16 protein-coding genes are annotated in these 12,375 nt (G+C 38.5%); 15 read left to right on the top strand and 1 reads right to left on the bottom strand.

Going from position 1 to position 12,375, the window contains the following annotated elements; translation table 11 throughout:
- The first annotated feature begins 1 nt into the window (after position 1).
- From E7A03_RS03615 to E7A03_RS03580, 8 genes are all read left to right on the top strand, one after another.
- Positions 2 to 724, top strand: coding sequence for an MBL fold metallo-hydrolase (locus E7A03_RS03615; RefSeq protein ID WP_316073703.1), 723 nt, complete (start codon positions 2 to 4; stop codon positions 722 to 724).
- On the top strand, positions 721 to 1,161 hold the full coding sequence (locus tag E7A03_RS03610) for a hypothetical protein (protein ID WP_316073702.1): 441 nt from the start codon (positions 721 to 723) through the stop codon (positions 1,159 to 1,161). The genes E7A03_RS03615 and E7A03_RS03610 overlap by 4 nt, the downstream gene beginning before the upstream one ends.
- 5 nt (positions 1,162 to 1,166) lie before the next feature.
- On the top strand, positions 1,167 to 2,105 hold the full coding sequence (locus tag E7A03_RS03605) for a Lin1244/Lin1753 domain-containing protein (RefSeq protein WP_316073701.1): 939 nt from the start codon (positions 1,167 to 1,169) through the stop codon (positions 2,103 to 2,105).
- Positions 2,080 to 2,727, top strand: coding sequence for an ATP-binding protein (locus E7A03_RS03600; protein WP_316073700.1), 648 nt, complete (start codon positions 2,080 to 2,082; stop codon positions 2,725 to 2,727). Before E7A03_RS03605 ends, E7A03_RS03600 begins: the two co-directional genes overlap by 26 nt.
- The gene (locus E7A03_RS03595; RefSeq protein ID WP_316073699.1) at positions 2,724 to 3,122 is read left to right on the top strand and encodes a RusA family crossover junction endodeoxyribonuclease; all 399 of its coding nucleotides are present in this window, start codon (positions 2,724 to 2,726) and stop codon (positions 3,120 to 3,122) included. The genes E7A03_RS03600 and E7A03_RS03595 overlap by 4 nt, the downstream gene beginning before the upstream one ends.
- Before the next feature lie 24 nt (positions 3,123 to 3,146).
- Positions 3,147 to 3,338, top strand: coding sequence for a hypothetical protein (locus E7A03_RS03590; RefSeq protein ID WP_316073698.1), 192 nt, complete (start codon positions 3,147 to 3,149; stop codon positions 3,336 to 3,338).
- On the top strand, positions 3,322 to 3,750 hold the full coding sequence (locus E7A03_RS03585; RefSeq protein ID WP_316073697.1) for a hypothetical protein: 429 nt from the start codon (positions 3,322 to 3,324) through the stop codon (positions 3,748 to 3,750). Before E7A03_RS03590 ends, E7A03_RS03585 begins: the two co-directional genes overlap by 17 nt.
- A gap of 88 nt (positions 3,751 to 3,838) precedes the next feature.
- Positions 3,839 to 4,369 (top strand): hypothetical protein, encoded by a 531-nt coding sequence (locus E7A03_RS03580; RefSeq protein WP_008715533.1) that lies wholly within the window; start codon positions 3,839 to 3,841, stop codon positions 4,367 to 4,369.
- Between the two features lie 208 nt (positions 4,370 to 4,577).
- Here E7A03_RS03580 and E7A03_RS03575 read toward each other — a convergent pair whose 3' ends face one another.
- Positions 4,578 to 4,709, bottom strand: coding sequence for a hypothetical protein (locus E7A03_RS03575; RefSeq protein ID WP_316073696.1), 132 nt, complete (start codon positions 4,707 to 4,709; stop codon positions 4,578 to 4,580).
- 836 nt (positions 4,710 to 5,545) lie between these two features.
- Between E7A03_RS03575 and E7A03_RS03570 the strand changes: the two genes are divergently transcribed.
- From E7A03_RS03570 to E7A03_RS03540, 7 genes are read left to right on the top strand one after another with little or no spacing between them, the layout of a single operon-like run.
- Positions 5,546 to 6,076: a hypothetical protein gene (locus E7A03_RS03570; protein ID WP_278622136.1), complete on the top strand. Its 531-nt coding sequence runs from the start codon at positions 5,546 to 5,548 to the stop codon at positions 6,074 to 6,076.
- Between the two features lie 33 nt (positions 6,077 to 6,109).
- On the top strand, positions 6,110 to 8,014 hold the full coding sequence (locus E7A03_RS03565; protein ID WP_008715538.1) for a phage terminase large subunit family protein: 1,905 nt from the start codon (positions 6,110 to 6,112) through the stop codon (positions 8,012 to 8,014).
- Positions 8,015 to 8,022: 8 nt separating this feature from the next.
- Positions 8,023 to 8,268: a DUF6148 family protein gene (locus E7A03_RS03560; protein WP_008715540.1), complete on the top strand. Its 246-nt coding sequence runs from the start codon at positions 8,023 to 8,025 to the stop codon at positions 8,266 to 8,268.
- A 9-nt stretch (positions 8,269 to 8,277) separates the two neighbouring features.
- A complete protein-coding gene (locus E7A03_RS03555; protein ID WP_287509481.1) occupies positions 8,278 to 9,885 on the top strand; it encodes a phage portal protein in 1,608 nt (535 codons plus the stop codon).
- Complete coding sequence (locus E7A03_RS03550) at positions 9,878 to 10,960, top strand: head maturation protease, ClpP-related (RefSeq protein ID WP_287509479.1); 1,083 nt, start codon at positions 9,878 to 9,880, stop codon at positions 10,958 to 10,960. The genes E7A03_RS03555 and E7A03_RS03550 overlap by 8 nt, the downstream gene beginning before the upstream one ends.
- Positions 10,960 to 11,298, top strand: coding sequence for a hypothetical protein (locus tag E7A03_RS03545; protein WP_287507509.1), 339 nt, complete (start codon positions 10,960 to 10,962; stop codon positions 11,296 to 11,298). The genes E7A03_RS03550 and E7A03_RS03545 overlap by 1 nt, the downstream gene beginning before the upstream one ends.
- Before the next feature lie 13 nt (positions 11,299 to 11,311).
- Positions 11,312 to 12,361, top strand: a complete 1,050-nt coding sequence (locus tag E7A03_RS03540) for a major capsid protein (RefSeq protein ID WP_077708151.1) — start codon at positions 11,312 to 11,314, stop codon at positions 12,359 to 12,361.
- Positions 12,362 to 12,375: the final 14 nt, after the last annotated feature.

Genomic DNA, 12,375 nt, shown 5'->3' with positions numbered 1-12,375 from the left:
TGTGATTAGTATTCAAGCATTCGGTAGTAGCTCGAAAGGGAACTGCTACCGAATCAAAACCTCAACCAATGGTGATGAACTGCTACTGGATGCAGGATTATCATTTAAAGAAATTCAACGGTATTGTCGCTTTAACTTTCTACACCTATGTGGCACGTTGCTCACACATCAACATGGAGACCATAGCAAGGCCGTAAATGATCTATTAAAGCTAGGTCATCGTGTATATATGCTAAAAGATACTGCAGATGCATTATATGTAACAGGGAACCATAAAGTCATATATATTACACCTAAGGTTCAATTTACGATAGGCAATTTCAGTATTTTGCCTTTTGAATTAGAACATGACGTTCCTAATGTTGGCTTTTTAATTTCTGATGGCGAGGAAAAACTCCTCTACATTACAGATACCTATTACTGCCGATATACGTTCAAAGATGTTGATCATATCATGGTTGAATGTAACCATTCCTATGAAATCTTAAACCAACAAGTAGATGCTGGTTATTTAGACGAAAAACGAATGGAACGATTAATTCAATCTCACTTTTCACTAGAAAACGTTATTAAATTCCTCAAATCGATGGACCTAACTAAGTGTCAAGACATACGGCTACTACATTTATCTGACAGCAACTCAGATGCAGAAATATTTAAACAAGCTGTTCAAGCTGCTACTGGTAAATTAGTAATCGTAGAACAAGAAAGGAGCTCCTTATGATTATTAAATCAATCCAAATTAAAGATAACGATATCAGCATTGCCTATCAGAAACCATCTGCCACAGGCCTTACTGATATTTTTACACTTAAATCAAAAGATGATCCACGTCCTGAACTTCTGCAAGCATTCAGTAAACTGCAGTCTATTGTGAAAAAGAACTTTGAATTCTTGGAAGAATTTAAAATTCCATTTTTGGTAAATACATTTAAATTTAAGTATGGTGACATTGAAGGTCTTATTAACCAGGTTGGTGTTGAAGGTATCGTGTCTGACATGAACACTCCTAACGAATTTAAATTTAAAACGGACTGGTTAAATGTTGAATATGGAGACTCTACATTTGCTATCTCTGTTCAAGACTTAATCGATGAGTGCGTAAGGTTTATTATGGGACGTCGAGCCCAGGATAATTTATTTAACGACAGTGAAGAGTGATAGAAATGGCGAAAAACCAATCATACTACTTTAGTCATGATATCAATGCGAGCAATGATCCTAAAATCGCTGCTATGATTTCAGAATTAGGAATGATTTCATATGCCTGGTGGTGGATATTGATTGAAAAATTAGCCGCAGCAGATGACTATAAATTGCCACTAAAAAAATATACATTCGTTGCTCTGGATAATGAGTTAAGGATGAATAATGAACAAATTTTAACAAGTGTTCAACAAGTGTTCAACAAAAATCAACACGTGTTGGAACAAAATTCAATGTGTTCATTTTGTTCATTTTTGTTAATTTATTTGTTGATTCATGACTACGAATTATTGGACTGTGATGACGAATATTTTTGGTCACCCAGCTTAATTCGAAGATTTGAGTTTAAAAAAGTGAAAGAGGAAACTATCCGCGAAAAACGTAGGTTGGCGGGCCTTAAAAGTGCGGAGTCTCGCAAAGCAAAAAAACAAAATTTAACACATGTTCAACAAAATTTAACACATGTTCAACAAAATCAACTAATAAAAGAAAAGAAAAGAAAAGAAAATAATATAGAGAGAGATACGCGCGCGCGTGAAGATGAAAATCTTCTATCTATGTTTGAAAATGAAGAAGTAAAAAATAAACCCATTTACGAATTGTATATGAAATCGATTGGAGTTGTATCACCTACTATTAAAGAGCGGTTAGATGATCTAGTTGAATCATATGGCAAAGAACGAGTCATTGTTGCTATTAATACCACAGCGGATAACGGTGGCAATAGTATCAAGTATGTTGAAACTGTCACGGCAGGGAATCTAAAGCAGGAGGTGCAAAAGGATTTTGGAGCAAGCAAATGTAACAGTAATGCTAGAAGCGTGTCTCGAAAAAATTCGAGAAAGGACGAGCAAGTCGACTGGCAAGCGGAGTATGAAAGAGTCCACGGTAAAAAATGAGTTCTTTTATCCAATCTATGATAAACCAGTAGTCATTCAAACAAATATTAATTCCACCTATGCTGCAGTTGGAATTCCTAAGAGATATTATGATATGGATTTTGACTGGTTACGCAAGCATGGTAGTTTTCCTAAAGAGAACGCCGAAGCTTATGCTGTGGTCAAAGAATATTCTAATAATCTGAAAGCTAATCTTGATACCGGAAAGGGCCTCATATTAAGGGGCCCAGCTGGCACAGGTAAGACATCAATTGCGGTTAGCATTCTAAAACAGTCCATGGAGTTAGACAAAGGGTGTTTAATGATTTCTATGCCTAATTTATTAGACAACATGCTTACATTATCTAAAGGAGATAATGTGGCCTATCTAAGATATGAACAGAAGCTTAGAAATATCCCATTGCTATTACTCGATGATTTTGGTGCTGAGTATTCAAAATCTGACTGGGTATCATCTAAAGTCGAAAGTATCATTATTGATCGCTACAACCGAATGAAACCTATCATTCTTACAACGAATTATAGTGATACCTGGACTGAAGAGAACTATAGTCAAAGGATATATGACCGACTACGTGGCGAATATGCGGTGGCTATATTCAATGGAGAATCACACCGATGAAGCTTTTATTAAGATGTCAGTTCAGGTTTAGAAAGAAAACACATGACCGGTTCCCAACATTGAATGAGTACATTGATTGTGAACGCGGTTCTACTATAGCAGCAGCCGCGATGAAAAAGAAGTGTACCGAGCAAGTTAAAGAACAATGTCTCTTACAACAGATACAACCGGTTAATGGGAAAATAGACCTATTATTTGAATGGCACTCTTCAACTAGGCATGATCCTGATAATGTGGCATTCGCTAAGAAGTTTATTCTTGATGGGTTACAAGCTGCTGGCGTGTTAGAAAATGACAATCGAAAGTTCATCGGTACTATGGCTGATGAGATTATTCAGGATGATGAAGACTATGTAATCTTACATATTACTAAGAATATGGGAATATTCTTGTGATTATAAAATTAGCGGAGGTATAAAATGACTGTTAAAGAATTAGAAGAAGCTTTGAGCAGAGTAGAAAACAAAGACATTGAAGTTATAATGTATGATGAAATGTTTGGTGGGGCTGAAATTGAAGGCGTCGTGCATAATCTAGATGAACCAAAACTCAACTTCAAAGAACGTGTAGAACTATTGATTGGATGTGAACTTAATGCTAATCGAAGATAAGAATAAATGGTGTTGGGTTGATGACTATGGAAATGCAGGTGAGCCACAAGATACGATACAAGAGACCATCGATGATCTTATGGAGCGGGAACCTGATTTAAAAGAGATATGGCTCACAGATGAGTTTGAACGAGTTGTGAGAATAGGACATCCTAATTATTACACGCCGAAAGTTGATGCCGAACGAGTGATTGAAGACATTATCAATTATGATATTGATGATGAAATAGCTGAATGGGCTTGCGAGTATTTAGCAAATGTTAAGGCTGAACATCTTGATGAGCTAAGCGTAGCTTTAACAAAGGTATTCCGTGAATGGGAGAAGAAATATGGGTATGAGAATAAAGGCCATGTGGTTTTAGAAACAAAACCGTATCCTGTTGATAGCAATGGCAGGCTTATTGTAGTGTAAATACTAATTATATTAATTATTTTTTATGAAGCTGGTATAAACAAATTCGGACTAAAGCACAAAATAAATGATAAAGGAGAAAACATCTTTGAATGAATATGATATTGAAAAAATCACTAAGTTGGCCACAGAGGTGGCTACTAAAACCTACTACGAATTAGCCAAACAAGAAAATGCTCAACTCGGTCGCAAACTTCGACACAACACGATCAAGTTATTAAAGCATTACAGTCAGCTGCAGTCTTATGTAGACAATGCTATCTCGGATTCGACACAAGCCGAAGATATATGGCTCAATGAACTGCTAGCTGATATGTTCGATGACAATAGCATTGTAAGGGTAAATGCCATTGTTAAGAGCAAAGAGAAAACGGCGCTTATGATGAGACACGTTAATAACATGCTAGATATCTATGCGGAAAAGTGCAGCGAGAAACAGTTTAAATACTGTGAATGTGTGCGACGTTATTATATCGATGGCGAAACATTAGAAGAAATTGCTGAATCATTCCCTGAAAAACCAGATGTGCGTACTATTCATAGGTACGTTGCAAGGGGAATAGAAGAACTATCTGTACTTCTCTGGGGAGTGATAGGGCTCAATACAAAATTGTCATAAAACTGTCATGGACATGTCATTCTTGACAATTTATAATGATAGTGTGAGTTAATAGGAAAACAAATACTCTATCTCTCAACGACACAGTAAAACCTAGAACACTAAAGCAAAAAAGCCCCTGCTTCGGCAAGGGCTTTTTGCTATAGGGTAGCTAATCCTATAATGTAGTGCGATCGCAACAGGATGCAAGTTAATGGCAAGTTATATACTAAACGTAAATAACAAATGCGCGTTTACCGTAGTCACGAGCATAACGACGCTTGCCTGTCTTAGGGTCTGTTACATAAGCAACAAATTTCTTTGTGCCGCGTTTAGACCCAGTTTGAGATACTTGAGACATATATCTGCTCTCCTTTCATAAATTTCTCTGAAGAGATTTATGGCGGGCCCGCACTATTTACATTATAACTGCAAATTATATATTAAACTAGCATTAATATATAAAATGAAAAAGACCCCAATTTTTGGGGTCTTTTTCGATAGACGGAACAAGCTAACTTGTTTTTAAGAAAGATGAGTTGTAGCTAATAACTCAGAGCATCCTTATATATGTCTAAATATCTCAACAACATAATATCACTTAAATGTAAAAAAACAATAGTTAGAATTGTGAAAAATTTAAATTTATTTTATAAAATATAAAGTAGAACAAATATTTCATACAAGATATTGTTTTTATAAATTAAAATAACAAGATATAGTATATTATCTATGATAAAAACGTATATAGTTATGCAAAAGAAGAATGGAACGAGGTGAATACGATTGACTGATGTGTATTGTGAGAAACGAAGATGCTTAAACAATGTTAAGGGTTGGTGCAAAGCTAATGGCATTCATATTGATCATATGTGTAAATCGTATGCGCCATCACATTCTTTAGTAAAAATAAAAACTGCAAAGGTACATAAGGAATGCGGTAAATATAAGCAGAATAAGAGTGTATTAAAGTAGCACGGCACCGTCACGAAGATGAGCTCCGTATGTCTCGTCGTAAAAATAAAAAAATAAATTTAAATTATACCGAGTTTTGTTAAATTTTTGAGCAATTTTTTTGTGGGTCCTTCTAGCAAAAATTAAAAGCATGCGGTGGCCGAGACCCCAAAATTTGCCTAGATTTTAATTTTTTTATGGCCTTGCTAGTGATACAGGTAATGAAAGGAGGCTGATTGATAAGTGAAAATTACAGATGATTTGAAAACAGCAACAGCCTCTCAGTCGAACTTGGCAAAAGCACTTGGGCTCTCGCGTCAACGTGTTTCGCAACTGCTCCAAGAAGGGGTTTTAGCAACGGATGAAAAGAACCAAATTCTGGTTATCAAATCCGTTATCAATTATGTCAAATATAAGGGCCAATCTTCTGCTGAAGAGGAAAGCAGTTCCGATGATGCGATATTCGAGGTTGAAAAGGCCAAGAATGAACGTGCGAAACGCAAGATTGCTGAGTTGAAGCTAGCCAAAATGAACGGCGAAGTGTACTCAGCAGATACTGTAGAACAGGTTATGACAGAAATGCTTGTGAATTTGCGTACACAATTATTAGGATTGCCAACAAAACTGGCTCCACAATTACAGAATGTAACAAAAGAGGAAGCATATAACCTGTTAACTCAAGAAATCGAGGACAAATTATCAGAATTAAGTGAATATACGCCGTCATTATTCATGGATAGCGATGATTTAGACGACGATAAAGCGCCAAATTAGGCGCTTTTTTAATGCAAAAAAGGAGGTGATAGCATGAAAACGGCAAAAGAATTGTGGCAATACGTCTCTAAAATGGGTCTAAAACCACTACCAAAAACCAGTGTTAGCCAGTGGGCTGACGATTATCGCATGCTATCACAAGGCCTTTCTGCTGAACCGGGGCGATGGAAAACAAGTAGAGCACCCTACCAAAAGGATATTATGGATGCCTTTACGCAACCTGGTATCAATCGTGTAGTAGTAAAGAGTGCCAGTCAGGTGGGAAAGTCGGACATAATGAATAATGTGCTAGGACGATACGCTCATCTTGATCCATGCGCGGTCATGATGATTCAACCTACTATCGAATTGGCTCAAGATTATTCAAAGTCTCGTATCTCGCCGATGATTCGTGATACGAAAGTACTATCACAAGTATTTTACGAAACAAAATCAGAAGACGGCACTAAGACACGAGATGGTAAGAACACAATTTTATCTAAACTTTTTCCTGGTGGACGTCTTATCATGTGTGGTGCAAATAGTCCGGCTGGGTTGGCATCACGCCCTGTACGTGTATTACTTGCGGACGAAGTAGACCGATTCCCAGATAGCGCTGGCACAGAGGGTGACCCAGTAGACCTTGCTGCTAAACGTATGACAACGTTCTGGAACAGAGTCATGGGTTTATTTTCTACACCAACGAATGAAGGTAGTTCACGAATCGATGTAGAGTATCAAACAGGAACACAAGAAGAATGGCAACATGAGTGCCCTAATTGTGGAGAATACCATTTGATACGACATACCGAGATGGAATGTGAAACCGAAGAACATAAGGACGCTAAAGGTCGGAAGATTGTAATAGTCAGCGATGTAAAATGGCGGTGCCCTGACTGCGGGTCTACATTCTCAGAAGATGAAATGCGAAAAGTTTCTCAAAAGTATATATCAAAAAACCCTGCTGCGTTGCATAATGGCATACGCAGTTTTTTTGTAAATGGATTTACATCGCCATGGCTAACTTGGAATGACATCATGAGGGAATGGCTAGAGGCTAAAGGAGACCCTACTCGTGAAAAGGTAGTTATGAATACACGCTTCGGTGAATCATATGCACAACAAGGTGCCTTCGAAGATTATCAACAATTCATTAGACGCCGTGAGAAGTATGGAGCAGATCTTCCAGATGGTGTATTACTGCTAACCTGTGCCGTCGATACGCAAGATAATCGGTTAGAGTATGAAATTACAGGTTGGGGATATGGTGAAGAGTGTTGGGGAATATGTAAGGGCGTAATCTTAGGAGAGCCTGATAATAATGCGACATGGGATGCACTTGATGCGGTGCTTGATAAGATATATCACTTTAAAAATGGTACAGGCCTTAAAGTAGCACGTGCTTTCATCGATTCTGGCGGTCACTACACATCAAAAGTGTATGAATATTGTGAGAAAAACTTTAGTAAGCAACGATTCGCGATTAAAGGTACGGCTGGAACACCTGGCATACCTTTAAATTATAAGATTGGTAAAGCTTCTGGAAGCAAAATTCCACTTGTAATGCTGGGTGTTGATGATGGAAAACAGCAGGTAATGAACAGATTGGCCATCGAAGAACCTGGTGCTAAGTACTTTCATTTTCCGTTGGATGAAGAATTATTAGGCACTAGAGGATACGACGAGCTATATTTCAAGGGAATTATCTCAGAACACAAGCAGAAAGTAAAACGTAAGGGCGTTATACATGAAATATGGGAGCCTACTGCAGGGGTTCGTAATGAACCATTGGATTTACGTGTATATAACCTAGCGTGTATGAATTCAATCCATCCTGATTGGGATAGATTGGCGGAAGTAGTAAAAGGTGGAGGACATTCTACTACAACAGTGACTACTCCCAAAAAGAAACAAATGCGGAAACGTATTCGCAGGGCTAGTAAAGCAGCAGATATTTAGGAGGATGTATGGCAACTAGTTATTCAAATAAGCCAAGGCTAATTGACGTACGGTTAGAGTGGTACGTCAAAGCTGAGGAAGCAATATTGACTGGCCAAAGCTATACTATCGGAAATCGGACTCTTACAAGGGCAAATTTAGCAGAAGTAAGAAAAATGATTGATGATTTGGTAGCAAGAGGCGCTAAATTACCAGGTATGGATACTGATAATGGGCGTGGAAACAGGTCAAAACGGGTAGTTTTTAGAGATTAGGAGAGCAAAATGGCGAGAAAAAACAAGAAATTTAGCGCTAAAATAAGCACTCCAAGGGCTAAAAATAGCGGATACAGTGAGGGCGGGGCCTCTCATAATAACAAATCTTTGAAGGGATATAACCCTAAAAAACTAGGTTATAAGGCCGATATCGGTGCGAATTTATCAACTTTACGTGATAGATCCGCAGATTTAGCCATTAATACGCCAGTCGGTACAGCTGCAATTAATACAAGCACTACTCATACAGTTGGTGCAGGCCTTAATGTATTCCCTAAACCTAAATTTCAAATCTTAGGAATCAGTGCAGAGGATGCTAGAGCATGGGCTCGCAAGGTTCGAGCTGAGTTCGACTTATGGGCAGAATCAAAAGGCTGTGATATTTACAGAAAAAACAATTTGTATGATATGCAAAGCATATCATATCAAGGATATCTCACAGATGGCGATAGTTTTGCGGTATTTAGACGTAAACCAAGTACACCAGATATGCCATATACATTACGACTTCAGTTAATTGAAGGGAATCGAGTAAGTAATCCACTTACCAGTTCCACATATGTTACAGGGGACCCAACTGGCGTTGAAGCGCTTAATCCGGATAACGGAAATCGCATATTGAATGGTGTGGAAATTGATACTGACGGCGCAATTGTAGCCTACTGGGTATCCAATCAAGTCCCTGGTGAGCCAATTACAAGCTTGTTGACTGCATGGGCAAGAGTCGAAGCGTACGGAAAGCGTACTAGTATTCCGAATGTACTACAAATTAGTAACGATACTAGACCTGAGCAATATAGAGGGGTACCTTATTTAGCGCCAGTTATTGAAACGCTAAAGCAAGTGTATCGATACACAAACGCAGAGCTTACATCTGCAATTATTAAATCGTATTTTGCATTATTCTTTACTGAAGCTGTTACTAACTCAGGATCATTAAACGATATATTGGCCGATAATGGCGTTGATGATCCAACAGAACCAGTAGTTGATGTATCAGAGTACAACTTAGGGCCTGGCACATTAAATGCCTTACCGAAAGGTGTGGATGTAAAGAGCGTGGATGCTTCCAATGCTCAGTCTACTTTTGAAGTATTTAGTACTCAACTCATCAAACAAGTAGGTGCTGCACTTAACCAGCCTTACGAAGTATTGATGAAGAACTTCAACTCCTCGTATTCTGCAAGCCGTGCAGCAATGTTGCAGGCTTGGGAAGAATATAAACTACGACGCAAGTGGTTCGCTCGTGACTTTTGCCAACCTATCTATGAGGTATGGTTAATGGAAGCAGTAGCTAATGGACGAATTGAAGCGCCGGGTTTCTTTGATGACCCATTGATTCGAAAAGCATGGTGCAATGCTGATTGGTTTGGGCCTACTATGTCAATCCTTGACCCTGTTAAGGATATGAATGGTAGTACACTTCGAGTTGAGAATGGAGTTTCCACTCGTGAACGCGAAGCTGCCGAAATGACAGGAACAGACCTTGAAGAAAATATTGCTCAACTTGCATTTGAGAAACAACTTATGGAGAAATATGGCATGGGGCTAGCTGATGCGGTAAATCCTTCGGTTGGCTCTAAATCTACAACGAAAGGAGGTGAAGAGGATGAATAAATTTTGGTCTGTTAAGAATTTTGTAAATCAAGATGGTACCGGTCAATCTGAATTGATTTTGTATGGTGATATTTCTGATACCTCTTGGTGGGGTGATGAAATTACACCTCGTGAATTTGCTAGTGATTTGGCTAGTTGTAATGGTAATGACTTAACAATGCGCATCAACTCTGGCGGTGGTGACGTGTTCGCAGCTCAAGCGATTCACAATATGATTAAAACTTACACAGGTAATGTAACAGCACATATTGATGGATTGTGCGCAAGCGCAGCTACAATTATTGCATGTGCTGCGGATAAGGTAATTATGCCAAGCAATGCTTTGTATATGATTCACAATCCATCCGTATATCTAGGTGATAGCTATGATGCGGACGGCTTAACTAAAATGGCAAACTATTTAGCAAGTGTTAAACAGACAATTGCAAACGTTTATTTGAGCCGTAGTGACGTTTTGACATCTGAACAGGTAAATACACTTATGGATGATGAAACGTGGCTCACAGCTGACGAGGCGAAGTCCTACGGCCTAATTGATGAAGTAGATACGGCGATTACGGACAAAGCTGTTATGAATAACGGAATGGTTATCGTAAACAAAGTATCTTGCAAATACTCGGCCAAAAATGAAGCCAAAATCAAACAATTTTTAACAAGTAAGGAGAAACCTATGACTGAAAACCAATTCATGGCAAGCTTAAAAGGTTTGCTCGGTATTTCTACAAATGAACCTGCAGAAAACGCAGCAGTAACAGCAGAACGCGAACGCGTTGAAGCATTAAATACGTTAAAAGGTGATAATGAAGTCGTCAATCGTTTAGTTGATGTAGCTGTTAAAGAAGGTAAAACAGTAAATGAAGTAACACCTTTCATCTCTGCCGTATCTGATATTCCTGCAAGTGATAACAAAGTAGTTGACCAAATTCGACAATTAGTTATTGATCAAATGGAATCTGGTGCGGATAAAGTGGCCCCTCAAGGTGCATCTACACCAGAAACCAATGATGCAGTAGCAAAAGCTAGTGCAATTGATGAAGTCGTAGCATTTGCGAATGCTAAGAAAGGCGGTAAATAATGGCATATTTCGAACAAGTAAATGGTGTCGCAGCTGATTACCTATTAGGTGGTGGCGGTGTACCTGTATTAACTCAAAATGTAAAAGTAGTAGCCGGTGATTATAAACGTGGCCAAGTTCTTGAAAACAACTCTGGTACATTCCAAAAAATCGCAAGTGGTAAGCCTGCGGGTATCGTAGTATCTGATACTACTGCAACTACTGACCACAATGTATTAACTGTATACATTTCCGGTCGCTTTAATCGTGAAGTATTGGTAGTTGACCAAGCTTACAAAATTAATGATCATGAAGCGGACTTCAAGGACGCTCACTTATTCTTAACTAGCATTAAATAGGGGGAACTATATAATGGCAATTGATTTCAAAGATACATTTTCCTTGATGCAAGCTGTGGAACGAATGAAAACTCCGGCAAGTTTCTTGCTTGATACTTTCTTCCCACAAGTTCCAGCAGTTGCAACTTCTAAAAAAATCGCAGTAGAAACTCGTAAACGTGGTCGCACATTAGCACCTTTCGTATCTCGTGGTGCATCTGGCGTTAATGTTAAACGTGCAGGATCTAAAATTGCTTTATACGAAGCACCTATGATGGGCCCTCGTACAGTTATTGACCCAGAACAACTTGATCAACGTGCATTTGCTGAAAACATTGTGTCTACAATGACACCTGCACAACGTGCCGCACAAATGCAAGCTGAAGATTTGTCTTACTTACAAGGCACAATTATTAATCGTAAAAATAAAATGGCAGCCGATTTGCTTACTACTGGTAAATGCAAAATCGAAGGCTATGCTGACGATGGTGAAACAGTTCAAGTTGATGAAATTGATTTCGAATTTGAACAAGACATTACACCTACTACTACTTGGGACCAAGCGGGTGCTGACATTTATGGCGACTTGAAAATGGCGTCCGAAAAAATTCAAGAAAACGCAGGTATCGTTCCAACTGTGTTAGTCGTTGGTAAAAACGTTGAAAAATACATTCTTGATAATGCATCCATCAACAAAATGTTAGCAATTCCTAATCGCGAAAACATGTCTATGTTCAGTTTTGCTCCTGAATACTTGTCTCCACAAGTTCGATATGTTGGCCGTATCATGTCTTTGAATATTGATGTGTACGCATACCTTGAAACATATCAAGATGATGAAGGTAAAGTAAAATCCTTTATTGGTGATGATGCAGCAGTATTAGGTGTTCCTGGCCGTGGCCGTCAACAACATGCAGCAGTAACATTGCTCAACGATGACAATCAATTCACAACATATGCAGGCATTTATGTACCTTACTACTATGCTAATAAGGCTACACAAGAATTAACATTGTCTGTATACTCCCGTTGCGTATTGATTCCTGAAACTATCGACGATTGGGCTACTATTAAGACTAAATAGGGGGTAACCTACTT

It is taken from the genome of Veillonella parvula (genome assembly GCF_032472435.1).
Lineage (GTDB): Bacteria > Bacillota > Negativicutes > Veillonellales > Veillonellaceae > Veillonella > Veillonella parvula_N.
Note: the sequence above shows the minus strand (reverse complement) of the source record. Positions and strands in the feature narration are given on the sequence as shown.